21 protein-coding genes are annotated in these 24,214 nt (G+C 61.0%); 9 read left to right on the forward strand and 12 right to left on the reverse strand.

All coding sequences use genetic code 11. The features are described 5' to 3' along the window. Positions 1-59: 59 nt before the first annotated feature. Entirely contained in the window at positions 60-767 is a 708-nt protein-coding gene (locus CI807_RS25895; RefSeq protein ID WP_016976136.1) for a YebC/PmpR family DNA-binding transcriptional regulator, read from the reverse strand. Between the two features lie 99 nt (positions 768-866). Further along, positions 867-1,724, reverse strand: coding sequence for a LysR substrate-binding domain-containing protein (locus CI807_RS25900; protein WP_095016792.1), 858 nt, complete (start codon positions 1,722-1,724; stop codon positions 867-869). 110 nt (positions 1,725-1,834) lie between these two features. On the opposite strand from CI807_RS25900, the gene CI807_RS25905 reads away from it, so the two are divergent. From CI807_RS25905 to CI807_RS25915, 3 genes are all read left to right on the forward strand, one after another. Beyond that, a complete protein-coding gene (locus tag CI807_RS25905) occupies positions 1,835-2,956 on the forward strand; it encodes a 2-aminoethylphosphonate--pyruvate transaminase (RefSeq protein ID WP_095016793.1) in 1,122 nt (373 codons plus the stop codon). Beyond that, positions 2,953-3,780, forward strand: coding sequence for a phosphonoacetaldehyde hydrolase (phnX, locus tag CI807_RS25910; protein ID WP_095016794.1), 828 nt, complete (start codon positions 2,953-2,955; stop codon positions 3,778-3,780). The genes CI807_RS25905 and phnX overlap by 4 nt, the downstream gene beginning before the upstream one ends. 114 nt (positions 3,781-3,894) lie before the next feature. Further along, on the forward strand, positions 3,895-4,452 hold the full coding sequence (locus CI807_RS25915; RefSeq protein WP_016976132.1) for a cytochrome b: 558 nt from the start codon (positions 3,895-3,897) through the stop codon (positions 4,450-4,452). Here the strand turns inward: CI807_RS25915 and CI807_RS25920 are convergent. Both CI807_RS25920 and CI807_RS25925 read right to left on the reverse strand, forming a co-directional pair. Next, positions 4,442-5,326 carry a 1-aminocyclopropane-1-carboxylate deaminase/D-cysteine desulfhydrase gene (locus CI807_RS25920; protein WP_095016795.1) on the reverse strand — a complete coding sequence of 295 codons (885 nt, stop codon included), beginning with the start codon at positions 5,324-5,326 and terminating at the stop codon, positions 4,442-4,444. The genes CI807_RS25915 and CI807_RS25920 overlap by 11 nt on opposite strands. Positions 5,327-5,383: 57 nt before the next feature. Next, positions 5,384-7,423, reverse strand: a complete 2,040-nt coding sequence (locus tag CI807_RS25925; RefSeq protein WP_095016796.1) for an NADPH-dependent 2,4-dienoyl-CoA reductase — start codon at positions 7,421-7,423, stop codon at positions 5,384-5,386. Positions 7,424-7,634: 211 nt separating this feature from the next. On the opposite strand from CI807_RS25925, the gene CI807_RS25930 reads away from it, so the two are divergent. From CI807_RS25930 to CI807_RS25940, 3 genes are all read left to right on the forward strand, one after another. Continuing rightward, positions 7,635-8,765 (forward strand): carbon-nitrogen hydrolase family protein, encoded by a 1,131-nt coding sequence (locus CI807_RS25930; RefSeq protein WP_095016797.1) that lies wholly within the window; start codon positions 7,635-7,637, stop codon positions 8,763-8,765. Next, positions 8,762-9,790: an AraC family transcriptional regulator gene (locus CI807_RS25935; protein WP_068935074.1), complete on the forward strand. Its 1,029-nt coding sequence runs from the start codon at positions 8,762-8,764 to the stop codon at positions 9,788-9,790. Before CI807_RS25930 ends, CI807_RS25935 begins: the two co-directional genes overlap by 4 nt. A gap of 333 nt (positions 9,791-10,123) precedes the next feature. After that, positions 10,124-11,140, forward strand: a complete 1,017-nt coding sequence (locus CI807_RS25940; RefSeq protein ID WP_095016798.1) for a pyruvate dehydrogenase — start codon at positions 10,124-10,126, stop codon at positions 11,138-11,140. A gap of 29 nt (positions 11,141-11,169) precedes the next feature. Here the strand turns inward: CI807_RS25940 and CI807_RS25945 are convergent, their stop codons facing one another. Further along, complete coding sequence (locus tag CI807_RS25945; RefSeq protein WP_016978026.1) at positions 11,170-11,640, reverse strand: MarR family winged helix-turn-helix transcriptional regulator; 471 nt, start codon at positions 11,638-11,640, stop codon at positions 11,170-11,172. Between the two features lie 146 nt (positions 11,641-11,786). Here CI807_RS25945 and aceE point away from each other — a divergent pair, with 146 nt between their 5' ends. After that, the gene (gene aceE / locus CI807_RS25950; protein ID WP_095016799.1) at positions 11,787-14,447 is read left to right on the forward strand and encodes a pyruvate dehydrogenase (acetyl-transferring), homodimeric type; all 2,661 of its coding nucleotides are present in this window, start codon (positions 11,787-11,789) and stop codon (positions 14,445-14,447) included. A gap of 1 nt (position 14,448) precedes the next feature. Here aceE and CI807_RS25955 read toward each other — a convergent pair whose 3' ends face one another. Then, positions 14,449-15,231: a DUF2242 domain-containing protein gene (locus tag CI807_RS25955; protein WP_095016800.1), complete on the reverse strand. Its 783-nt coding sequence runs from the start codon at positions 15,229-15,231 to the stop codon at positions 14,449-14,451. 89 nt (positions 15,232-15,320) lie between these two features. Then, a complete protein-coding gene (locus tag CI807_RS25960; protein ID WP_095016801.1) occupies positions 15,321-16,220 on the reverse strand; it encodes a LysR substrate-binding domain-containing protein in 900 nt (299 codons plus the stop codon). Between the two features lie 119 nt (positions 16,221-16,339). Between CI807_RS25960 and CI807_RS25965 the strand changes: the two genes are divergently transcribed. Continuing rightward, positions 16,340-17,512, forward strand: coding sequence for an MFS transporter (locus CI807_RS25965; protein ID WP_095016802.1), 1,173 nt, complete (start codon positions 16,340-16,342; stop codon positions 17,510-17,512). Here CI807_RS25965 and CI807_RS25970 read toward each other — a convergent pair. Both CI807_RS25970 and CI807_RS25975 read right to left on the reverse strand, forming a co-directional pair. Continuing rightward, positions 17,492-18,016 (reverse strand): GNAT family N-acetyltransferase, encoded by a 525-nt coding sequence (locus CI807_RS25970; RefSeq protein ID WP_095016803.1) that lies wholly within the window; start codon positions 18,014-18,016, stop codon positions 17,492-17,494. The two genes, CI807_RS25965 and CI807_RS25970, sit on opposite strands and share 21 nt — an antisense overlap. 89 nt (positions 18,017-18,105) lie before the next feature. Beyond that, positions 18,106-18,600, reverse strand: a complete 495-nt coding sequence (locus CI807_RS25975) for a DUF2938 domain-containing protein (protein ID WP_095016804.1) — start codon at positions 18,598-18,600, stop codon at positions 18,106-18,108. Positions 18,601-18,679: 79 nt separating this feature from the next. On the opposite strand from CI807_RS25975, the gene CI807_RS25980 reads away from it, so the two are divergent. Beyond that, the gene (locus tag CI807_RS25980; RefSeq protein ID WP_095016805.1) at positions 18,680-19,120 is read left to right on the forward strand and encodes a helix-turn-helix domain-containing protein; all 441 of its coding nucleotides are present in this window, start codon (positions 18,680-18,682) and stop codon (positions 19,118-19,120) included. Between the two features lie 48 nt (positions 19,121-19,168). On the opposite strand, the gene CI807_RS25985 is transcribed toward CI807_RS25980, so the two are convergent. The 3 genes from CI807_RS25985 to lon form a co-directional block, all read right to left on the reverse strand. After that, positions 19,169-21,043, reverse strand: a complete 1,875-nt coding sequence (locus tag CI807_RS25985; protein ID WP_095016806.1) for a SurA N-terminal domain-containing protein — start codon at positions 21,041-21,043, stop codon at positions 19,169-19,171. A 230-nt stretch (positions 21,044-21,273) separates the two neighbouring features. Next, positions 21,274-21,546, reverse strand: coding sequence for an HU family DNA-binding protein (locus CI807_RS25990; RefSeq protein WP_003174819.1), 273 nt, complete (start codon positions 21,544-21,546; stop codon positions 21,274-21,276). 148 nt (positions 21,547-21,694) lie between these two features. Beyond that, a complete protein-coding gene (lon, locus tag CI807_RS25995) occupies positions 21,695-24,091 on the reverse strand; it encodes an endopeptidase La (RefSeq protein ID WP_095016807.1) in 2,397 nt (798 codons plus the stop codon). Positions 24,092-24,214: the final 123 nt, after the last annotated feature.

Raw genomic sequence — 24,214 nt, forward strand, 5'->3', positions numbered from 1 at the left:
ACACCGCATTCGCGAGCAAGCCCGCTCCCACATTTAGATCACATGTATCCTGCTAAAAATCAGCCTGCCAACCCGACAAACATATCCTGCACGTCATCATGGTTGTCCAAGCCTTCGAGGAAGGCTTCAACCTCGGCCATCTGCTCATCGCTCAAACCGCTCACCGGGTTCTTCGAGAGGTAACCCAGCTTGGCCGACAGCACGGTGAAACCCTGCTCCGGCAAGGCTTTCTGTACGGCGTCGAGGTCGGTGGTCTCGGTGATGAACAGGGTGGTGCCTTCTTCTTCACCCTCTTCGAAATCCTGGGCGCCGGCTTCGATAGCGGCCATTTCCGGATCGGCGTCCGGGCTATCCGGCGAGGCTTCGATCAGGCCGACGTGGTTGAAGTCCCAGGCCACGGAACCGGAAGCGCCCAGTTGACCCTTGCGGAAGGCCACGCGGATTTCCGCCACGGTGCGGTTGATGTTGTCGGTCACGCACTCGACGATCAGCGGCACCTGGTGCGGCGCGAAGCCTTCGTAGGTGACGCGATGGTATTGCACGGTTTCGCCGAGCAGACCGGCGCCTTTCTTGATGGCGCGGTCCAGGGTTTCCTTGGGCATCGAGGCCTTTTTGGCCTGTTCCACCACCAGACGCAGGTGGGCGTTGGTGGAGGTGTCGGCGCCGTTGCGGGCAGCGATGGTGATTTCTTTCACCAGCTTGCCGAAGATCTTGCCCTTGGCATTGGCTGCCGCTTCTTTATGTTTGACTTTCCACTGTGCGCCCATGACTCACTCTCTTTTGTCCATCGCGCCCAAACGTCTACTGGCCGGCGCTTTGGGGGCAGAGTTTATAGCGCAAAAACGCAACGTTCCACCAAAAAACCGTCAGGGCGCCAACTCGAAAAACGCCTGAATCAGGCGCAGCGAGCGGCGCCGCTCCATGCAGCCGAGCATGTGCCGGTTCACCAGCCCATCGCCCTGGATCGGTACGGCGCGTACCCGCGGGTCCGGGCTGACCTCCATGGACGACACCACGCCTACGCCCAATTCAGCGGCGACGGCTTCGGTCACAGCTTCACGGCTATCCAGTTCCAGCAGCACCTTGGGCTGTACGCCAGTTGCGACACAGGCGTCATCGAACGTACGCCGGGTGATGGAACTCGGCTCGCGCAGCACCATGATCACCTCATTGAGTTGCTCCAGGCGGATCCCCTTGGGCAGCGCCGCCCACGGGTGACTGGCCGGCACCAGCGCGCAAATCCGCGATTCGTTCAAGGGTTGCAGATGCAGGCCGTTGCGCGGCTCCACTTCGGTGAGCACCGCCACATCCGCATGCTCGGACAACAACGCCGCCAAGGTTTCCTGGGCATTGCCCAGGCGCAGGTTCACGGTGATGCCGGGGTAGCGCGCACGCAAGCTGGCGATCATCGGCATCACCAGGTGCGGGCCGTCGGCTGCGACTTCCAAGCGCCCGATGAGCAATTGGCGATTGGCCTCCAGCATCGTCTGCGCTTCGTCCACCAGGCCGAAGATGGCCCGGGTGATCGCCGCCAACCGCGCGCCCTCCTCCGTCAATTCCACGCGCCTGGCGGTGCGGCGCAGCAGCGGAATCTGGTAATGCTCTTCCAGTGCCTTGATATGCCCGGTCACCGCCGGCTGGCTGATGAACAACCGCGCCGCCGCACGGGTAAAACTGCCCTCGCGGGCCACGGCATCGAATGCACGCAGTTGAAACAGGTTCATAGCTATCGGCCTCACTGATAGCTCGCATAACAACAAACAATTTGATTGATGACAAGCCAAACTGCAATTTAGGCGCCGTAGATTCATCCGATGCTTCGCGAGGACTTGTAATGACGACGCCCATCCTGCTCACGCCCGGCCCGCTGACCACCTCCGCCCGCACCCGCCAGGCGATGATGGTGGACTGGGGTTCATGGGACGACCGCTTCAACCAGCTCACCGCCAGCGTCTGTGAGCAGTTGCTGGCAATCATCGACGGCGCGGCCAGCCACCATTGCGTACCGTTGCAAGGCAGCGGCACCTTCGCCGTCGAAGCTGCCATCGGCACCCTGGTGCCGCGCAACGGCAAGGTGTTGGTACTGATCAACGGTGCCTACGGCAAGCGACTGGCGAAAATCTGTGAAGTGTTGGGCCGCGAGTTCAGCACCTTTGAAACCGCCGAAGACCAACCCACTACTCCTGCCGATGTGGACCGTCTGCTGCAAGCCGACCCGGCCATCACGCACGTCGCGCTGATCCATTGCGAAACCAGCACCGGCATCCTCAACCCGCTGGCCGAGATCGCCCAGGTCGTGAAAACCCACGGCAAGCGCCTGATCATCGATGCCATGAGTTCCTTTGGTGCGTTGCCGATCGATGCCCGCGCAGTGCCTTTCGACGCGTTGATCGCCGCGTCAGGCAAGTGCCTGGAAGGCGTGCCGGGGATGGGGTTTGTCTTCACCGATAAACAGGCACTGGCTGCGGCCCAAGGCAATTGCCACTCCCTGGCGATGGACCTGTTCGAGCAGCACGCCTACATGGCCAAGACCGGCCAATGGCGCTTCACCCCGCCGACCCATGTGGTGGCGGCCCTGCACGAAGCGCTGCTGCAATACGCCGAGGAAGGCGGCCTGCCCGCCCGTCATCAACGCTATGCGCGCAATTGCCACGCACTGCTCGACGGCATGGCCGAACTGGGCCTGCGCAGCTTCCTGCCGGCTGAAATCCAGGCGCCGATCATCGTTACGTTCCACGCCCCACAAGACCCGCGCTACCAGTTCAAGGACTTCTACGAACGGGTCAAGGCCAAGGGTTTCATCCTTTACCCAGGCAAGTTGACTCAGGTGGAAACTTTCCGCGTGGGCTGCATCGGGCATGTGGATGCAGCCGACATGCACGCCGCTGTCACCGCCATCGCCGACGTACTGCACGCCATGGGCATCACCCTTTCTTCTTCCGGAGCACACGCATGAACTATCAGAACCCCAACACCCTGCAAGCGGTGATCCTCGACTGGGCCGGCACCGTGGTCGATTTCGGCTCCTTCGCACCGACGCAGATCTTTGTCGAGGCCTTTGCCGAGTTCGACGTGCAAGTCTCCATCGAAGAAGCCCGTGGCCCGATGGGCATGGGCAAGTGGGACCACATCCGCACCCTTTGCGACCAACCGCAGGTCGCCGAGCGCTACCGCAAGGCCTTTGGCCGCACGCCCACCGATGACGACGTAACTGCCATCTACCAGCGCTTCATGCCCTTGCAGATCGAAAAGATCGCCGAACACTCGGCGCTGATCCCTGGCGCCCTCGACACCATCGCCCGGTTGCGTGTGCAAGGCATCAAGATCGGTTCCTGCTCCGGCTACCCCAAGCAAGTCATGGATAAAGTCGTCGCCCTGGCCGCCACCAATGGCTACATCGCCGACCACGTGGTTGCCACCGATGAAGTGCCCAACGGTCGCCCCTGGCCGGCCCAGGCCCTGGCCAACGTGATCGCCCTGGGCATTGACGATGTGGCGGCGTGCGTGAAGGTCGACGACACCGTACCGGGCATCCTCGAAGGCCGTCGCGCCGGCATGTGGACCGTGGCCCTGACCTGTTCCGGCAATGCGCTGGGCCTGACCTACGAACAGTTCCGTAGCTTGGATGCCGCGACCCTGGCCAGCGAGCGCAAACGGATCGAGGCGATGTTCGAAGGCTCGCGCCCGCACTACCTGATCGACACGATCAATGACCTGCCCGCGGTCATCACCGACATCAACGCACGGCTGGCCCGCGGGGAAATGCCGCAGAGCCACTGACCGAGGTCAATACCAGGGCATTTACGCCAGGCAAACCGCTCAAAACCGGCATACAGTTAACGGACTCCATCACCAAAGAATGGAGGTTTGCCCTGATGAGTGAGGAAACCAGCGATGCCGTGGAAAAACTCCGATACACGCTACAGCACCATGTCGATCGCGTTGCACTGGTTGATGGTGGTGCTGCTGGCGGTGGTCTACGCCTGCATTGAGTTACGCGGCCAGTTTCCCAAAGGCAGCGGTGCGCGGACGTTGATCGTCGAGATGCACTTTATGTTCGGCCTCACCGTGTTTGTGCTGGTGTGGCTGCGGTTGTTCGCACGCAGCCTGGGCGTGGCGCCGAAGATCGTACCGGCGCCACCGCAGTGGCAAAGTCTGTTGGCAACCCTGATGCACGTGGCGCTCTATGCGTTGATGATCGGCATGCCGATTGCCGGTTGGCTGATCGTCAGTGCCGAGGGGCATTCGGTGATGTTCTACGGAATGGAACTGCCGCCGTTGATCGGCGAGAACAAGGCACTGGCCAAGGAGATCGAAGGCTGGCATGTGTGGTTCGGCAAGGTCGGTTATTGGCTGATCGGGCTGCATGCGCTGGCGGGGATTGCCCACCATTACATCCTGCGGGACAACACGGCGTTGCGCATGATGCCGGGTAAGCGCGCTAACCCGTGAAGCCCCGGTTGCCCTGAAGACCGCCGGTATGAACGAAAATCAGGCGAGCGCCGGGGGAAAAACGCCCGGCCTCGATCTGTTGCTTCAATGCGAGTAAGGCCTTGCCGGTGTAGAGCGGCTCCAAGGGCAAGCCGCAGGCCTGTTGCGTGGCGTCGATGAAGTCGAGCAGCACCGGGTCGATTTTGCCGAAGCCACCTCGGCTGGCGTCCAGCAGTTCATAGCCGCCTTGCACGAGGGCGTCGACGTTCTGTGCCACGCCGTGGTCATCCGGCACCGCCATGGCACCATACACCGGGTGCGCGCCCGCTTCTGCCAGCACCAATCCGGCCAAAGTGGTTCCCGTACCCGCCGCCAACCACCACGCGTCGTAATCCGCCCAGCCCAGCGTGGGTAACTGCGCGCGAGCCTGCTCGACCAGCACACCACAGCCTATGGCACCGACAAGCCCGCCACCGCCTTCGGGCACGGGATGTAGATGGGGATATTGCTCGCGCCACGGCAGCCAGAAATCCGGCTCATGCCGCGCACGATAGCCGCCATACCCCAGCCAATGCAGCTGCATGCCGAAGGCTTTCAAGTCTTGGATTGTGGGGTTGTCTTGAGGATGCCCACGCAGCAGGCCAACCGTAGGAAAACCGAAGCGTTTCCCCGCCGCCGCCAACGCGTGCAAATGGTTGGAATACGCACCGCCCAGGCTGATGATGCCGCGAGCGTTCAGCGCCTGCGCCAAGTGCCCGGTGAGCTTGAACCACTTGTTGCCGCTGATCAGCGGGTCAATGCGGTCCAGGCGCAACACGGCCAGCTCGACACCTTTCAGCCAATCCAGGCGCAAAGGTTCAAGCGGTGCGTGGGGCAGCCAATCGAAGGGACCCATCGGAGGACATCTGCATGAAAAACGGGGCGGTAGTCTAACACCGCCCCGTTCCGGGTCTTACAGCTCGGCGGCGAGGCGCGAGCCCTGGTTGATGGCGCGCTTGGCGTCCAGCTCGGCCGCCACATCGGCGCCGCCGATCAGGTGCACGTTCTGGCCGGCCGCGACCAGGCCGTCCTGCAATTCGCGCAGCGGGTCCTGGCCGGCGCAGATGACGATATTGTCCACCGCCAGCACCTGGGGTTCGCCCTCGGCGCCGATGCGGATGTGCAGACCTTCATCGTCGATCTTCAGGTATTCGACGCTGTTGAGCATCTGCACCTGTTTGTTCTTCAAGCCGGTGCGGTGGATCCAGCCGGTGGTCTTGCCCAGGCCATCGCCGACCTTGGAGGTCTTGCGCTGCAGCAGGAACACTTCACGCGCCGGGGCATGCACCTGGGCCTTGATCCCGGCCACGCCGCCACGGGCCTGCAGTTGGGTGTCGATGCCCCACTCCTTCCAGAACGCTTCGCGATCGAGGCTGGTGGACACGCCCTGGTGCACGAGGAATTCCGACACGTCAAAACCGATACCGCCCGCACCGATCACCGCAACGCGCTTGCCCACGGGCTTGCGCTCCAGGATCACGTCCAGGTAGCTCAGCACTTTGGCGTTGTCGACGCCTGGAATCGCCGGGGTACGCGGCGCAATGCCGGTGGCGAGGATGATCTCGTCATAACCGCCTGCCGTCAGTTGCGCCACATCGACGCGGGTGTCGAGGCACAGCTCGACGTGGGTGGTCTGCAATTTGCGCTTGAAGTAGCGCAGGGTTTCGAAGAACTCTTCCTTGCCCGGCACACGCTTGGCAATGTTGAACTGGCCGCCGATTTCGCTGGCGGAATCGAACAGGGTCACTTGATGCCCGCGCTCTGCCGCCACCGTGGCAGCCGCCAGGCCCGCAGGACCGGCGCCCACCACAGCGATCTTCTTGATCTGTTTGACCGGCAGGTAATTGAGTTCAGTCTCGTAGCACGCCCGCGGGTTGACCAGGCAGGTGGTCAACTTGCCGCCGAAGGTGTGGTCCAGGCACGCCTGGTTGCAGCCGATGCAGGTGTTGATCTCATCGGCACGCCCGGCGGCAGCCTTGTTGACGAAGTCCGGGTCGGCCAGGAACGGCCGCGCCATGGAGACCATGTCGGCGTCGCCCTCGGCGAGGATCTGCTCGGCGATTTCCGGGGTGTTGATGCGGTTGGTAGTGATCAGCGGAATCTGCACCGCACCGCGCAGCTTGGCGGTGACTTTACTGAAAGCGCCTCGGGGCACCTTGGTAGCAATGGTCGGGATACGCGCTTCATGCCAGCCGATCCCGGTGTTGATGATCGTCGCGCCGGCACCTTCGATGGCCTTGGCCAGTTGTACGATTTCTTCCCAGGTGCTGCCGCCTTCCACCAAGTCGAGCATCGACAGGCGGAAGATGATGATGAAGTTCGGGCCCACGGCCTCGCGCACACGGCGCACGATTTCCACGGCCAGGCGCATACGGTTTTCGTAGCTGCCACCCCAGCGGTCGGTACGGTGGTTGGTGTGAGCGGCGAGGAATTGGTTAATGAAATAACCTTCGGAGCCCATGATTTCAACGCCGTCGTACTCGGCGACCTGGGCCAGCAGCGAGCAGGTGACGAAATCCTGGATCTGCTTTTCGATGCCCTCTTCGTCCAGTTCCTTGGGTTTGAACGGGTTGATCGGCGCCTGGATCGCACTCGGTGCTACCTGCTTGGGGCTGTAGGCATACCGGCCAGCGTGGAGGATCTGCATGCAGATCTTGCCGCCGGCTTCGTGCACGGCCTGGGTCACGATCTTGTGTTTCTGCGCTTCTTCGTCAGTGGTCAGCTTGGCCGCACCGGCATACACACCGCCCTCGTCATTCGGCCCAATGCCGCCAGTGACCATCAAGCCCACGCCGCCACGGGCGCGCTCAGCAAAGTAAGCCGCCATGCGCTCGAAACCGCCGGGCTTTTCTTCCAGGCCGGTGTGCATCGAGCCCATCAGGGTACGGTTACGCAAGGTGGTAAAACCCAGGTCCAACGGGGCCAGCAGGTGCGGGTAGGCAGCAGCGGTCATGGTCAAGCTCCACAACGGATCATCACGGGACGTGGAAGGCTCGAATGGCCTGCCATCGGTTTATGTCCCACAGACTAAGAGGCGGTGGACGACGGCTCAATGACTGAAACTGACAAGTTATTGATCCAAATGCGCAGCGCCCCTTGGCAAGCCCGTTCATGGGCCCTACCCTAGTCGCGAACCCTGCACACGGTCTGTTGTCTGTTCCCCCATGCGTAAACTTCTAGCTTTTACTGTCACAATGGCCCTGGTTGCCGCCGTCGCCGCGTATCTGGTCTGGACCCAGGAGCGCCCCGTGGCGCATTACCTGTCGGACCTGCGCATCACCCTCGCCGTCAATGAAGGCCTGCCAGCCGACCGCGGCAATTTGCTGGGCATCCAGCCGGAGCTGTTCCCGGCCGACTACCAGAGCCTTGAACGCCTGCACTTGAAACTTGCGGCCTACCTGCAAAAAGCGCGGGACCAGGGGCTGATCAACGACAAGACCATCGTGGTACTGCCCGAGCATATCGGCACCTGGCTGATGCTCACCGGCGAGAAAAACGAGGTGTACCAGGCCCTCCACGCCAAAGATGCGATGAATTGGATGTCGGTGAGCAACCCGCTGCTGTTCGCCCGCGCCTGGATCAGCGCCACCGGTGATAACCGCACCGATGACGCCTACCTGCGCATGAAAGCCGACGGCATGGCACGGGACTACCAAGTGCTGTTCGGCGGCCTGGCCAAGGAGTTCGGGGTCACATTGGTCGCCGGCTCCATCACCCTGCCCAACCCGAGTGTGAGCCAGGGCCAACTGCGCGTCGGCCATGGCGCCTTGTACAACGCCAGCGTGGTGTTTGCCGCCGATGGTTTGCCGATCGGCGATCCGCAACGCCAGCTCTACCCGATCTACGATGAGCGCGGCTTTATCGAGCCCGGTGACGAAAATGTCGTCAGCGTGGTCGACACTCCGGCTGGCCGCTTGGGCGTACTGGTGGGCAGCGATAGCTGGTACCCGGACAACTACCGCAAACTCAACGAACAAGGCGCGCAATTGATCGCGGTGCCGGCTTTTGTGCTGGGTCGTGATACCTGGGACCGCCCGTGGCGCGGCTTCAAAAGCGTGTCCACGCCGACCGAAATCAGCCTCAAGCCCGAAGAACTCAGTGAGGGCGAAGCCTGGCGTCGGCTTACGCTGATCAGCCAGCAACCCATCAGCCAGGCCAGCGCCGGCATAAGCGTGTTCCTGCGCGGCCAGTTCTGGGACCTGGGCACTGCCGGGCACAGCTTTCTCAGCAGCAACGGGCAAATCAACGCCGATGGCGAAGCCCGTGGCGCGCGCCTGTTGAATATCTGGCTGTGAAGCCCGTACGGCTGGGGGATTTGTCGGTGGGCTTCGTGCACGCCCTGGCCGACGCCATCCACAGCCACGGCCTGGACCCGCAGCCACTGCTGCTGCAATACGGCCTCGACCCGGCGCGCCTGGCTGAGGCCGGTGCACGATTGTCGATCCCGCGCTACATGCGTCTTGGCCATGCGGCCATCCAACTCACCGGCGATCCGGGCCTGGGGCTGCGCATGGGCCAACTCAGCCGCCTGAGCCAAGGCGGACTGGCGGGCGTCACCGCCGCCCAGGCCCCCAACGTGCGCGAAGCGGCGCGTGCACTCACCCGCTTCGAAGCGCTGTACGGCTCCAATTATCGCGGGCAGTCGAGCTTTGTCGAAGATGCTGAAGGCGCCTGGCTGCGCTTCTATTCCATCAGCCCCTACAACGCCTACAACCGCTTTGTGGTGGACTCGATCATCGCCGGCTGGCTGCATCAACTGTCGAGCCTGGCCCAGCAGCCGGTGCAGGCACAACGCATCGACATCGAATTTGAAGCGCCGGAATACAGCGATCAGTACAGCGTGCTGGGAGACATCCACTTCGGCGCCGAGGCCAACCAATTACGCCTCAACCAGCAAACCCTGGCCCTGCGCAACCCACAGCATTGCCCCAGCACCTGGAACCTGTTGTTACAACTGTGTGAGCGAGAGTTGGAGCAATTGACCCGCACCCGCAGCCTGCGCGAGCGCATTACCCGGTTGCTCGGGCCGATGCTCAATGGCGGCCGGGAACCCGACCTGGAAGAAGTGGCGGCACGCTTGAAGCTGCCTACCTGGACGCTGCGCCGCAAACTGGCCGACGAAGGCACTCAGTTCCGCGCAATTCTCAACGACACCCGCCGCGACCTGGCCATGACCTACATTCGCGATACGGAACTGGCGTTCGGCGAGATCGCCTACTTGCTCGGTTTTGCCTCGGCCCAGGCGTTTCAACGGGCCTTCAGGCGGTGGAACAACCAGACCCCAGGGGAATTTCGCCGCAGTCAGCGGCATTCCGCCTGAAGTCGGTGTTACAGCTCTGTTGCATCGTCAGCCGGTTCCAGCGGGTCCAACTCGATCGCGTGGTACTCCAACAGTTCTTCCTGGTAATCGTCCATGGTGGACTCCTTCTTGAGTTAAGTGTGGCTGCAGATAAATGACCTGCATCACCAGCCTAAAGTGCCGTGATGACGAAAAAATGTCGGCGCCATGACGTTCCTGCACTTAGGGATTAAACGTAGCAGCGTTACCGGGATTTAGCACCTGGGACTTGAGGAACTATTGCAATGATTGCAATTGCAATCAAATACAAATTTCCTTTAAGGTAGTGGCATTCGTCGCCAGGTGAACCTCCCGATGTCCGCCACTACTGCTCACGCCGCGCAACGCTGTATCGACGCATTGAACACCACCGCCACCGTCGACAGCACACCGCTGTATACCGTGATGAGCATGGCCAACACCCTGGAATTCAGCCGGCAGGCCTGGGTGATTCGCGGCCAGTCACACTCCCGGCGTGTGGGTAACTGGCCCAGTTGGTTTGCACGCAACACTGCCGAAAAACCCTTGCTGTACCTGCACAGCGCGCACTCGTCGGCGCAGTTGAGTGCGTTGTCGGACGCCACACAACAGCGCGGCATCCTGTGCAACGATATAGAAAACCAACCCTCCCGGTGGCCCAAGGGCGCGCAGCCTTCCCTGCCGTTATGGCTCGCCACCCACCCGCGCTGCACGCCGTATGACCCGGCCTCCGGCGAGGAAGCCCGAGCGATTGTGCTGGCGGCGTTGCGTAGCCTGTATGTCGACGGCAAACCCGGGTTCTATTACCTGGCCCTGCATGATCATGAAAGCGCGGCGCCCCTGAGTGAACCGGACCGAAAAGCCGCGCTCAAGGGCATGTACCGACTCCATCCTGACACCCCTGCGGATGTGCGACTGCTCGGTGCAGGCCGGGCGCTTGAAGAGGTGCTGCAGGCCAAGCAGCTGTTGGAACAGGACTGGGACATCACCGCGCAACTGTGGAGCTGCCCCAGCTACACACGACTGGCGCGTGAGGCTGCAGTGGCTGAACGCTGGAATCGCCTGCACCCCACAGCGCCCAAGCGCAGTTGCCATTTACGTGAATGCCTGGACGGAAATGCAGCGCCGGTGATTGCAGTGACCGGCTATCCGCAGGCGATTGTCGATCAGTTAGCGGCGCACGTGGATGCACGCTTTGTGGCGCTGGGCGCGGGGTCGGTGCAGGCGGCGGCACCGAGTCGGTATTGGATCGTGGTATCGGCGCTCAGGGCATTGGCGGATGAAGGGCGGATCGACGCACGGCAGGTGCAGGCCGCGATGAATCGCTATGCAATGGACCGCGCTGGACTGTAGGAGCCGGCTTGCCGGCTCCTACAAGGTTCTTAAGTTTTGCGGCGGCTGCGGGTCTGGACGCCCGCGTCCATCGCCAGCCCGGCGGTGCGCTCCAGTGCGTCGGCAAAGCACTGGCGCTGCTCGGGCTCGATCTGTGACAGGAACAGCTCATCCACCGTGCTTTCGTAGATCTTCCACATTTTTTTACGCAGCACCCGACCGGCCTCGGTGATCGAGGCAAACGCCGCCCGGCCATCGCCGTCGGAGCGCGAACGTACCACCAGGCCGTCTTTTTCCAGGCGGTCGACCAGACGCGTGAGGTTATAGCGCTCGATGGCCAGCACATCGGCCAATTCGTGCATGCGGCGAGTGCCATCGGGGCCGCTTTCCAAGCCCCACAGCGCGTCATACCAGGCATACGGCGGCAGGTCCGCCTCGGCCAGGCGACGCTCGATTTCACGGATAACCGTCCTGTGAGCCCTGACAAAACGGAACCATACATCAGGCTCTTTCGACGACATGCAACACCATCCGGGACATTTCAAGAAGGTTGCAATAGTAGCTCATCTCGCGCTAGATTCGGTCATGTAGTTGCAATTGCAATTACTTTAGCCGGTACTCCCACAAGGAGCCCGCCACTTGAAATCCGCCGACCCTGGAGCCTCATATGACCCCGAACAACGCAGTCAGACGCGACGATGATCCACAGGAAACCCGCGAATGGCTCGAGTCCATCGAATCGGTGCTGTCCACCGAAGGCCGCCCGCGCGCGCACTACCTGATCGATCAGTTGCTGGATTTCGACGTGGCGCGGCATGGCGACTTCTACGGGCGGGTCACCACCCCTTACGTCAACACCCTCCCGGTGGATCGGCAACTGCCCTACCCCGGCAACCTGGCAATAGAACGTCGCATCAACGCCTATATCCGCTGGAATGCCATGGCGATGGTGCTCCGCGCAGGAAAACACTCTGGTGTCGGCGGGCATATTGCGACCTATGCGTCAGCCGCGGTGCTGTATGACGTAGGCTTCGATCACTTCTTCCGTGGGCGTACCGATACCTTTGACGGCGACCTGGTGTACATCCAGGGCCACTCCTCCCCCGGCATCTATGGCCGCGCCTACCTGGAAGGCCGCATCAGCGAAACGCAACTCGACAACTTCCGTCGCGAGGCCGGGGGCGAGGGCATCTCATCCTACCCCCACCCACGACTGATGCCGGACTTCTGGCAATTTCCCACCGTGTCCATGGGGCTCGGGCCCATCACCGCCGCTTACCAGGCGCGTTTTATGCGCTACCTGGAATTGCGTGGCCTCAAGCAACACCAGGGGCGCAAGGTCTGGGCCTTTCTCGGTGATGGCGAAATGGACCAACCGGAATCACTGGCGGCCATCTCCCTGGCCGGACGCGAGAAACTCGACAACCTGATCTTCGTGGTCAACTGCAACCTGCAACGCCTGGACGGCCCCGTGCGCGGCAATGCCAAGGTGATCCAAGAGTTTGAAAGCCTGTACCGCGCCGCCGGCTGGAACGTGATCAAAGTGATCTGGGGCGGTGGTTGGGATGCGCTCTTGGACAAAGACACGACCGGGCAGCTGCGCCAACGCATGATGGAATGCGTGGATGGCGACTATCAGAACTACAAATCACAGAACGGCGCTTACGTACGCGAACATTTCTTTGGCAAATACCCGGAATTACTCGCGTTGGTTGCAGATATGTCCGACGACGAAATATGGAAACTCTCACGAGGCGGGCACGACCCGGACAAGGTCTACAACGCCTACGCCGCTGCCGTACGCCACACTGGCCAGCCCACGGTAATCCTGGCAAAAACCGTCAAGGGTTTTGGCATGGGTGAAGCCGGTGAAGGCCAGAACATCAACCACCAGCTCAAGAAGATGGGCGCAGAGGCTGTAAGAGCTTTCCGCGACCGCTTCGGCCTGGAAGTGGCCGACGACCAGCTTGCCGACATTCCGTACATCAAACCCGCGGCTGACAGCGAAGAAGCTCGCTACTTCACTGCACGCCGCCAGGCCTTGGGCGGCTATGTACCGGCACGACACAGTGCGGTCGAATCGTTGCAAATCCCTGAGCTGAGCGCCTTTACTACCCAGCTCAAGGACACGGGCGAGCGCTCGATCTCCACCACCATGGCCTTTGTGCGTATCCTCGGCACCCTGCTCAAAGATCCACATCTGGGCAAACTGATCGTGCCCATCGTGCCAGATGAGTCACGCACCTTTGGGATGGAAAGTCTGTTCCGTCAGATCGGTATCCACTCCGCCGTGGGCCAGCTCTATACCCCACAGGATGCAGGGCAACTGAGCTACTACAAGGAAAGCAAAGACGGGCAGATCATGCAGGAAGGCCTGAATGAGTCCGGCGCCATTTCCTCCTGGATTGCGGCCAGTACGTCCTACAGCAACCACGGCCTGATGACGGTGCCGTTCTATATTTTCTATTCGATGTTCGGCTTCCAGCGGGTCGGCGACCTCGCCTGGGCGGCAGGCGATGCACGTGCGCGTGGCTTCCTGCTGGGCGCTACGGCCGGACGCACCACGCTGATGGGTGAAGGCTTGCAGCACGACGATGGGCACAGTCATATCCTGTCGTCGGTTATCCCGTGCTGCGTGTCCTACGACCCGACGTTTGCCTACGAGTTGGCCGTGATCATTCACGAGGGCATGCGGCGCATGTATGTGCAACAGGAGGACATCTACTACTACATCACCCTGCTCAACGAAAACTACCCGCACCCGGCAATGCCAGAAGGGGTGGAAGACGGCATTCTCAAGGGGATGTACCGGCTGACTGGAAGTAACCAGGCGCAGGTGCAACTGATGGGCAGTGGCTCAATCCTGCGCGAGGTGATGGCTGCGGCTGACCTGCTGGAAAAGGACTTCGGCGTGCGCAGCAATGTATGGAGCGCAACCAGCCTCACCGAATTGCGCCGTGAAGGGCATGAGGTGGAGCGCTGGAACCTGCTACACCCGGATAGCGACCCACGAATGAGCTATGTGGAGCAATGCCTGGTCGGGCAAACCGGGCCGGTGGTGGTGGCGACCGACTACATGAAGCTCTTCGCCGATCAGATCCGCGCCTTCATTCCCGGTCGACGTTTTGTAGCGCTGGGCACGGACGGCTTCGGGCAATCGGATACGCGTGAAACCCTGCGGGCGTTCTTTGAAGTGGACCGGCACTTCATCGTACTCGCGACCTTGAAGGCATTGGCGGATGACGGCGTGATGGGGCGTGAAAAAGTCAGTGAAGCCATCAGCCGCTACGGGATCAACGTCGACAAGGCGAATCCCGTAGCAGTCTGAGTTACTGCGCAGGCGTCGGCAGCGGCGGAATGGCTTCTGTCGGCGGTGGCAGCTCGGGATTGGTTGGCGCAGGTGCAGGCTCGGCCTGCGGTGCAATCGGTGCAATCGGCGCAGCCTCGACGGGAGGCGCCACCGGCTGTGACACCGTGGGCTCTTCCTTCGGCGGCTCGACCTTCTCGGCGACGGGTGCGGCTTTAGGTTCCGGCACGCCAAGCTCAGCCTTGGGCTTCTCAGGAATGTTCTCGGCCTTCTTCACCTCTTGCGGCAGGAACACGTCCACCAGCGCAAAGTAACGCTCGTAGAATTTCGGCGCGGACACGGTCTCGCTGGCCACTTTCACCATGGAGTCATCGGTGGAGCCGATCGGCATCGACACCGAGCCCAGCACGCCCACACCCAGGCTCGCGGAGTTGTTGACCTTCTTCAGCGCGTAGCGATCCTGCAAGGCGTTGGCGAACATCGTCGAATGGTTGGTGCCTTTGCCATCATCGGCACACACCACGTTGAAGCTGATCTGCAGGTGGGTTTCGCCGGTCTGCTGGAAGCTCTTGTTACCCACGACCAGTTTCGGATCGCTGCTGGTGATGATGTAGCCCTGGCTCAGCAAGGCACGCCGCGCGGCTTCACACGCTGCGACGTCCGTGACTGGGTAATCCCTGGAAAACGTACCGGAGTCGTCGAAATTTTCATGTTCATAAATGGCGGTCTTGGGTGACGAGCAGCCCGCGGCGCCCGCCAGCACCAGCGCCAGCCCGAGGCTACGCAAGTGAAATGATGTCGACATTGAAAATCCTGAGGAAAACAGTCCGGGCGGTATTGTGCAACAGAACGCGGCCTTGGCGCGCGCATTCCTGTCGGTAAAACGTCACAGCCTTACACGACGCCGCCCGTAGGAAACAGCCCGGCACACATATGATCAATAAACACGCGCAGTTTGGCCGAGGCGTGGCGGCTGGAGGGCCAGAGCATCCAGAAACTGCCGCGGTGCTCCAGGTGATCATCCAGCACCCTTTGCAGGCGTCCTTCGCGCACGGCCTGGTTGACCATGTAGTCCGGCAGGCAGGCAATGCCCAAGCCTTCGTGCACCACGTGGTTGAGGGACTCAATGGTGGTACTGATCAACGGCGCACGCAAGACGGGCTCGGCGGCGCCCGGTGCAAGTCGCAACGGCCAAGGCTCCAGCTTGCCGGTCGCGCAGAACTTGTGGCGCAGGCAGGCATGGTCGCTCAAGTGCTGTGGCTGTAGCGGGGTGCCATATTCGCGAAAATAGCCCGGCGTGCCCACCAGCACCAACTGGTAATGCCCCAGATGACGGGCCATCAGCCGCGAATCTTCTGGCTTGCCGGTGCGAATCACCGCGTCGAACCCTTCCTCGATCACGTCCACCATGCGGTCGGAAAAATCCACATCCAGCTCGATGTCCGGGTAGGCGCGCATGAAATCGCTGAGCACCGGCATCAGCAAGCCACGCACTTGCGGCAGGCTGATACGCAACTTGCCCCGAGGGGTGGCGCTGGCTTCGCTCAACTCTCGCTCGGCGGCTTCGACCTCGGCCAGGATGCGTCGCGAGCGCTCAAGGAACAGCGCGCCTTCGCTGGTCAAGGTGATGCTGCGGGTGCTGCGGTGAAACAACCGCACACCCAGGCGCTCTTCCATCCGCGCGATGCTTTTGCCGATGGCCGAAGACGATACGCCCAGCACCCGCCCGGCGGCGGTGAAGCTGCGGGTCTCCGCGACCTGCACGAATACGCAAAGACTGCCCAGGCTGTCCATGAAAGGGTCCTTGATGATTGCGGACATTCAAGTCCGATAAGTTCGGAACCTTAGCCTGTTTTTCCGCCAGGCACAGCCCCCTACTCTGGCGCCTTGCCCTCTTGCATGGACAGAGCACGATGACTGCCCTCACCGATTCCCCCGTAAACGCCCGACCCGAAACACTGCCGCTGGGCGGACTGCTTGCCCTGGCCAGCGCCGGCTTCATCACCATCCTCACCGAAGCCATGCCCGCTGGGCTCCTACCGCAAATAGGCGAAGGACTGGCCGTATCGCCCGCGCTGGTCGGTCAAATGGTCACGCTGTACGCACTGGGCTCACTGCTGGCGGCCATTCCACTGACGCTGCTGACCCGAGGCTGGCGACGTCGCCCTGTGTTACTGCTGGCCATCGGCGGCTTCGCTTTAGTCAACAGCGTGACCGCCGTTTCCAGCCACTACGGGCTGACCCTGGTGGCGCGCTTCTTTGCCGGTGTATTTGCCGGACTGCTGTGGGCGCTGCTGGCCGGTTATGCCAGCCGGATGGTTGCGCCACACCTGCAAGGCCGGGCAATTGCAGTGGCCATGCTTGGCGCACCGCTGGCGCTGTCGCTGGGTGTACCCGCAGGCACCTTCCTCGGGGCTGCCGTTGGCTGGCGCCTGAGCTTTGCGATCATGACCGGACTGACGCTGGTGCTGTTGGCATGGGCGCGCTGGCAACTCCCAGATTTTGCAGGCGAACCGGCAGGCAAACGCTTGGGATTGCACCAAGTGTTGGCGCTGCCGGGCATTCGTCCGGTGCTATGGGTGACGTTTACCTACGTACTGGCCCACAACATTCTCTATACCTACATCGCGCCGCTGCTGGCGCCGGCAGGAATGGCTGCCGATATCGACCAGGTGCTGCTGGTGTTCGGCCTTGCGGCGTTATTGAGCATATGGCTGGCTGGCGTGCTGATTGATCGATGGCTGCGCGTGCTGCTGCTGATCAGTTGCGCGATGTTTGGCCTGATTGCCTTGGCGCTGGCGTTCTGGATCCACCTGCCAGCGGTCATCTACGTCGCCGTGGCGTTATGGGGCTTGGCGTTCGGCGGGTTGCCTGCATTGCTGCAAACGGCACTGGCCCAATCGGCGGGCGAATCGGCCGATGCCGCGCAATCGATGCTGGTGACCTTCTGGAACCTGGGCATAGCGGGCGGCGGCCTGGCAGGCGGGGTGTTGCTGCAGGGTTGGGGCGTCGGCGCATTTGCCTGGGCGGTCATGCTGCTGATGGTGCTGGCCTGTGCCGGTGCGCTAAAGACTGCGCCCCAATAGCTGGCCCGGCCATCCCCCCACGTCGAACGTTGAGAGGCGCTCATACCCACAAGACTCATAAAACCGCACCAGATCGCCACTCCCACCACCGTAGCAATCTACCCGCAAGCGCTGCACTCCCAAGGCAAGGGCGTGCTCATCGGCGAAAGCCATGAGACGCCGGCCCAGGCCACGTACACCGCTGTCGCGTGCGGCGATCAGCAGACGCACGTACACCTCCGGCTCAGTTGCCGCAGGCACATAAGGCATTGGCTCACCCAGGACCAAGGCTGCGTGAATCCGCCCGTCAGGGCCTTCCACGACCCATGCGCCGGGCAATGCGCAAGCTTCAGTCACCTGCACGACCCGCCGGGGCGACGTCGACCAGGGCTCAGCGCCCCATTGGCCAGGGTTGTCGATGGCGACAAACCAGGCAATCACCTCGTCGAACACCTGCAATACGGCCGCAGCGTCGTTCGCGCTGGCACGGCGGATCGCCAAACTGTCGCGTCCTTGAGTCCACATGCTTGAACACTCCTTCGTCAGTGGCCCTCCAGCATCCCCGTTAAACACAAGTGGACACAAGTCCTCATCGCACAGTACTGCTGCCTTACCTACCCGACTGTTTGCGCAAGCATCACAGCCGAAAGGTACAAACCGCCACCAAACACGCCATGGGACACCAAGCTTCGCAGACGATTTCTCCAAGGCGTGGCCGTGCGAGACGCCGCCACACCCGCGCCCATGGCGGGCTGCAGTACGAAGTAAGGAATCACCACCGTGACCGTGCCCACTATCAGCGCAGGCCACCCCGTAGGCACATGCAACCATTGCACGCCGTAGAGGCCCACCAGCAGCGCCGCAAAGGCAATGCCGACGGCATAGTGAATCACCCACCCCAAGGAGGCTTCCCCACGTACCGGCGTAGCCTTGCCGATACTGGCATGGACGAACGTGCCACGACAGAGGTGACCCGCCCATCGCCCCACCATGGCGTAGTCAAGCGTCGCAACCCCCAAGGTTTTCAGGAGCAGCGACCACACGTCCATCACCACGGTCGCACCCACCCCGACCAATACCAACCTGACCCCTTCTGCCATCGACAACATTGCCTGCCCTCTGATTGATGAGACTCTCGTTCACAGGCAGGATAGAAGTTGAAGTCAACTTCAAGTCAAGGGATGCATCATGGATATCTCAGAAGTGGCCCGGCGTACCGGACTACCCTCTTCCACCGTGCGGTTCTATGAAAAGACCGGATTGATCGCCGCGACCAGCGCACCCGGCGAACGACGGCACTTCAAACCCGATGTGCTCGATCAGTTGGCGCTGATTGCCCTTGGGCAAGCTGGCGGCCTGTCCCTGGACGAGATCCGCACCATGCTCCCGGTCGAGGGTGCCTTGCAGGTGGACCGGCAGGTGCTGCTGGACAAGGCCGACAGCATAGACGCGACCATCAAACGCCTGAAGGCGATGAGCCTTGGATTGCGCCATGCCGCAGAGTGCCCCGCGACTGACCATGGCCAATGCCCGAACTTCCAACGTCTGCTAAAAGTCGCCGCAGGCAAACTGAAAAGGAGCAGGACGACGGGTGCCTCACAACCGAGCAGCTCACTCCAGCGCCCATAAAAAAGCCCCCGGTCTTTTCAGGCCGGGGGCTTCTTGTTCAAACCGACATCAGAACTTCTTGATGTCAGCCTTGGTTTCCAACTGCTTGCGGTACGCCGCGAAGTCCTGCTGACCGACACGGGAGGCGAGGAAGCGGCGGTATTGCGCCTTTTCTTCGTCCGTTGGGGCAGCGGCTTCGTTGACGCCGTTCAAGCGCACGATCACCAGGCTACCGTCCGCCAGGCTCACAGTGGTGAAGGTCGGCTTGTCCTTGGCCGCAGGCTTGGGCATGCGGAACAGGGCTTGCAGCACGGCTGGGTCGATCGCGTCCTGGCTACGGGTAGCCGCTTCAGTGACCTTCCACGCCTGGCCGTCGACCGGCTGGTTCAGCGGAGTCTTGCCATCACGCAGGCTGGCGATCAGCTCGTCAGCATGAGCCTTGGCAGTTGCGCTGGCGCGCTCCTTGGCCATCTGCGTGCGAATCGCCGCATCGACGCTTTCCAGCGGCAGTTGCGAAGGCTTCAGGTGCTCTTTGGCACGCAGCACGATGATGGTTTCCGGATCCAGTTCGATAGCGGTGCTGTTGGCACCTTCATCCAACACTTCCGGGCTGAAAGCAGCAGTGACCACGGCACGGTTGGCCGCAACACCTTCACCACCTTCACGGCCAAACGGCGCGGAGGTGTGTACGGTCAGCTTCAGGTCGGACGCCGGCTGGGCCAGGTCGGAAGCTTCGAACGCCGCATCTTCCAATTGCTTGGTTGCTTCGACGAAACGTTGCTCAACCTGCTGGGTCTTCAGCTCTTTGGTCAGCTTGTCTTTCAGGCTGGCAAACGTCGGCACTTGCGGTGCTTCAACGCCCAACAGCTTGATCAGGTGCCAACCGAAGGAACTGCGCACCGGTGCCGAGACCTGGTCCTTGTTCAACGCGTACAAAGCGGTTTCGAAGTCCGGGTCGTAGACGCCAGGGCCAGCAAAACCGAGGTCGCCGCCACTGTTGGCCGAACCTGGATCCTGGGAGAACTCCTTGGCCAGGGCTTCGAACTTCTCACCCTTGGCCAGGCGTGCCTGGATCTCTTCGATCTTGGCCTTGGCTTGCGCGTCGGTGACCTTGTCGTTGACTTCAATCAGGATGTGCGCCGCACGACGCTGTTCAGCGAGGTTGGCGGTTTCTTTCTGATAGGCCGCCTGCAGCTCTTCGTCCTTCACGCTGACCTGGTCAAAGAAGGAAGACTTCTTCAATTCCAGGTAGTCGATGACCACTTGGTCCGGGGTCATGAACTCTTTGGCGTGCTGGTCGTAATAAGCCTTGACCTCGTCGTCGGTGAGTTTCACCGCGGCAGGGTTGGCCTTGATGTTGACGGTAGCGAAGTCGCGGGTCTGTTTTTCCAGACGAGCGAATGCCAGCACTTCGGCATCGGTAACGAAACCGCTGCCGGCAATACCTGCGCGAACCTGGCCGATCAGCATTTCCTGGGTCAGCATCTGACGGAATTGCATACGGCTGTAGCCCAGTTGACGGATCACCTGGTCAAAGCGTTCGGCGTTGAACTTGCCGTCTACCTGGAATTCCGGTGTCTGCAGGATCACTTGATCCAGCGCAGCTTCAGAGAAGCCAAACTTGGAGTCAGCCGCACCTTGCAGCAACAGCTTGCGATCGATCAGACCCTTGAGGGCCGCTTCGCGCAGCAGCTTTTCGTCCAGCAGGGAGGCATCGAAATCCTTGCCCAGCTGTTGCATCAGCTGGCGACGTTGCATGTCGACGGCCTGGCTCAGTTCGGTCTGGGTGATTTCTTCACCGTTGACCTTGGCCACGTCCTGCTTACTGTTACCCGAAGCCTGGAAAATGGCCTCGATACCGGTGAACGCCATCAATGCGACGATGATCCCGATAATGGTCTTGGCAATCCAGCCTTGTGAATTGTCCCTGATATTTTGCAGCATGCGTCCCCCAGAAACGGTTGAACTTCAGAAATTGGCAACCGTGGAGCGTGGGTAGAGTACGGATATAAGAAAGGCGCATCCAAGGATGCGCCTTCTCGCAACTGGCGGAGCGGACGGGGGCTTTGGTTCTCCCCCCGGCTTGGCGACCCGATGCATACACGGGTCTGCTGCCGCTCCGCTCCCAGGTTGAACCTGGGTTCGACCTGGGTAGATAAAGGCTGGATCGAAGCTTAGTTAACGGCTTCTTTCAGGGCTTTACCGGCTTTGAAACCTGGTTTCTTGGCAGCAGCGATCTGCAGTGCTTTGCCAGTCTGTGGGTTACGGCCAGTGCGAGCTGGGCGATCAGTCACAGAGAACGTACCGAAGCCTACCAGTACCACGGAGTCGCCGGCCTTCAGAGCGCCAGTGACGGATTCGATTACTGCATCCAGCGCACGGCCAGCAGCAGCTTTCGGGATATCAGCGGATGCAGCGATAGCATCAATCAGTTCCGACTTGTTCACTCTAAGTCCCCTTATATATCTATTGAGTATGATTCTAAGTTTTTTGGTGAAAGCAAAAACCAGTGCTGAATGGCCTACAGACACTTAAGAGCCGCTTTATAACAAGGGCTCTAAAAAGCTGTCAAGGAAGCCCCCAGGCTTTAACACATTAATGCGTGCTAATTCTTTCCTTGGAATCAGACTCACGTTTTTCGTCCTTGGTAACTATCTCCGGAGCCACATCCGGCAAGGGCTCCGGCGCGTATTGCAGCGCAATTTGCAGGACCTCGTCAATCCATTTAACCGGTTTAATCTGCAGATCCTGCTTGATGTTGTCAGGAATTTCCTTCAAGTCGCGAACATTCTCTTCAGGAATGATCACCGTCTTGATACCACCCCGGTGTGCAGCAAGCAATTTCTCTTTCAGACCACCGATGGCCAATACCTGACCACGCAGGGTGATTTCCCCGGTCATGGCGACATCGGCGCGCACCGGAATACCAGTCAATGCCGACACCAGGGCCGTGCACATGCCTACGCCAGCGCTAGGGCCGTCTTTCGGGGTCGCCCCTTCCGGCATGTGGATGTGGGTGTCGTGCTTCTCGTGGAAGTCCAGGGGGATCCCCAGGCTCTTGGCGCGGCTGCGCACCACGGTCTGCGCGGCGGTGATGGATTCAACCATCACGTCACCCAGGGAACCGGTCTTGATCAGTTGGCCCTTGCCAGGGATCACCGCGGCTTCGATGGTCAGCAGTTCGCCGCCCACCTGAGTCCACGCCAGGCCCGTCACCTGCCCTACCTGATCCTGCTGCTCGGCCAGGCCGTAGCGGAATTTCTTCACGCCCAGGAAGTGCTCCAGGGAATCGGCGGTGACCTTCACCGAGAAGCGTTTTTCCAGTGCATGTTCCTTGACCGCCTTACGGCAGATCTTCGCGATCTGGCGCTCCAGGCCCCTTACACCGGCCTCGCGGGTGTAGTAGCGCACGATGTCGCGGATCGTCTCGACCTCAAATTCGATCTCGCCCTTTTTCAGGCCATTGGCCGAAATCTGCTTGGGCGCGAGGTATTTGACGGCAATGTTGATCTTCTCGTCTTCGGTGTAGCCCGGCAGACGAATCACCTCCATCCGGTCCAGCAGTGCCGGCGGGATGTTCATGGAGTTGGAGGTGCACAGGAACATTACGTCGGACAGGTCGTAGTCGACTTCCAGGTAATGGTCGTTGAAATTGTGGTTCTGCTCCGGGTCGAGCACTTCGAGCAACGCCGATGCCGGATCGCCACGCATGTCACTGCCCATTTTGTCGATTTCATCGAGCAGGAACAGCGGGTTGCGCACGCCCACCTTTGTCATCTTTTGAATCAATCTTCCTGGCATCGAACCGATGTAAGTCCGGCGATGACCACGGATTTCCGCTTCATCACGCACACCGCCCAAAGCCATGCGCACGAATTTGCGGTTGGTAGCATTGGCGATCGACTCTGCCAGGGAGGTTTTACCCACGCCAGGCGGACCGACGAGGCACAACACCGGGCCACGGATTTTCTTCACGCGCTTTTGCACGGCGAGGTATTCGAGGATGCGCTCTTTGACTTCTTCGAGACCATAGTGGTCGGCGTCGAGGATGTCCTCAGCACGCGCCAGGTCCAGGCGCACCTTGGTCTGGGCCTTCCACGGCACCTGCACCAGCCAATCGATGTAGGAGCGCACCACGGTGGCTTCAGCCGACATCGGCGACATCTGCTTGAGCTTGTTCAGCTCGGCGGTGGCCTTGGTCAGGGCGTCTTTCGGCAGGCCGGCAGCATCGATGCGCTTTTTCAGCTCCTCGATTTCGTTGTGGCCTTCCTCGCTGTCGCCGAGTTCTTTCTGAATGGCCTTCATCTGCTCATTCAGGTAGTACTCGCGCTGGCTGCGCTCCATTTGTTTCTTCACGCGACCACGGATGCGCTTCTCAACCTGCAACAGGTCGATTTCGGCGTCTAACAGTGCCAGCACGTGCTCGACACGCGCCGACAGGTCGATGATTTCGAGGATGTCTTGCTTCTGCTCGATCTTCAGCGCCATGTGCGCGGCCATGGTGTCGACCAGGCGACTTGGCTCATCGATGCTGTTGAGGGAAGACAGGACTTCAGCCGGGACTTTCTTGCCCAACTGCACATACTGCTCGAACTGCGAGAGCAGACTGCGCACAAACACTTCGGACTCGCGCTCAGGGGCCTCGACTTCGTCGATCAGCGCCACTTCGGCGCGCAGGTGGCCATCCACTTCCATGAAACGCTCGACCGCGCCCCGCTGCTCACCTTCGACCAGCACCTTGACGGTGCCATCAGGCAGCTTGAGCAGTTGCAGTACGGTAGCAATGGTGCCGACACGATACAGGGCGTCTTCGCCTGGATCATCATCAGCAGGATTCTTCTGGGCCAACAGCAGGATCTGCTTGTCGCCCGTCATCGCGGCCTCGAGGGCTTCGATAGACTTCTCGCGCCCCACGAACAGCGGGATAACCATGTGCGGATAGACGACGACATCGCGCAACGGCAGGAGAGGCAATTCGATGGTGGTCTTCATGATTTCGCCTCTATGACAGATGAAAAATAAGCTTGAAACCAAGATGGGGGCTGCATGCAAAAAAAACAAGCTTATTGCCAGCAGTTAAACGCAGTAAACGCCTTGGGGCAAAAAACGCCGCAA

It is taken from the genome of Pseudomonas sp. NS1(2017) (genome assembly GCF_002269425.1).
GTDB lineage: Bacteria > Pseudomonadota > Gammaproteobacteria > Pseudomonadales > Pseudomonadaceae > Aquipseudomonas > Aquipseudomonas reactans.

Coding starts and splice junctions, on each gene's coding strand:
- CI807_RS25975 (WP_095016804.1), bottom strand. CDS start 18,600: ATGTTGTCGATGGCAGAAGGGGTCAGGTTGGTATTGGTCGGGGTGGGT.
- CI807_RS25930 (WP_095016797.1), top strand. CDS start 7,635: ATGCGTAAACTTCTAGCTTTTACTGTCACAATGGCCCTGGTTGCCGCC.
- CI807_RS25980 (WP_095016805.1), top strand. CDS start 18,680: ATGGATATCTCAGAAGTGGCCCGGCGTACCGGACTACCCTCTTCCACC.
- CI807_RS25965 (WP_095016802.1), top strand. CDS start 16,340: ATGACTGCCCTCACCGATTCCCCCGTAAACGCCCGACCCGAAACACTG.
- CI807_RS25920 (WP_095016795.1), bottom strand. CDS start 5,326: ATGGGTCCCTTCGATTGGCTGCCCCACGCACCGCTTGAACCTTTGCGC.
- CI807_RS25960 (WP_095016801.1), bottom strand. CDS start 16,220: ATGGACAGCCTGGGCAGTCTTTGCGTATTCGTGCAGGTCGCGGAGACC.
- phnX (WP_095016794.1), top strand. CDS start 2,953: ATGAACTATCAGAACCCCAACACCCTGCAAGCGGTGATCCTCGACTGG.
- CI807_RS25905 (WP_095016793.1), top strand. CDS start 1,835: ATGACGACGCCCATCCTGCTCACGCCCGGCCCGCTGACCACCTCCGCC.
- CI807_RS25895 (WP_016976136.1), bottom strand. CDS start 767: ATGGGCGCACAGTGGAAAGTCAAACATAAAGAAGCGGCAGCCAATGCC.
- lon (WP_095016807.1), bottom strand. CDS start 24,091: ATGAAGACCACCATCGAATTGCCTCTCCTGCCGTTGCGCGATGTCGTC.
- CI807_RS25955 (WP_095016800.1), bottom strand. CDS start 15,231: ATGTCGACATCATTTCACTTGCGTAGCCTCGGGCTGGCGCTGGTGCTG.
- CI807_RS25985 (WP_095016806.1), bottom strand. CDS start 21,043: ATGCTGCAAAATATCAGGGACAATTCACAAGGCTGGATTGCCAAGACC.
- CI807_RS25970 (WP_095016803.1), bottom strand. CDS start 18,016: ATGTGGACTCAAGGACGCGACAGTTTGGCGATCCGCCGTGCCAGCGCG.
- CI807_RS25940 (WP_095016798.1), top strand. CDS start 10,124: ATGTCCGCCACTACTGCTCACGCCGCGCAACGCTGTATCGACGCATTG.
- aceE (WP_095016799.1), top strand. CDS start 11,787: ATGACCCCGAACAACGCAGTCAGACGCGACGATGATCCACAGGAAACC.
- CI807_RS25925 (WP_095016796.1), bottom strand. CDS start 7,423: ATGACCGCTGCTGCCTACCCGCACCTGCTGGCCCCGTTGGACCTGGGT.
- CI807_RS25900 (WP_095016792.1), bottom strand. CDS start 1,724: ATGAACCTGTTTCAACTGCGTGCATTCGATGCCGTGGCCCGCGAGGGC.
- CI807_RS25915 (WP_016976132.1), top strand. CDS start 3,895: ATGCCGTGGAAAAACTCCGATACACGCTACAGCACCATGTCGATCGCG.
- CI807_RS25945 (WP_016978026.1), bottom strand. CDS start 11,640: ATGTCGTCGAAAGAGCCTGATGTATGGTTCCGTTTTGTCAGGGCTCAC.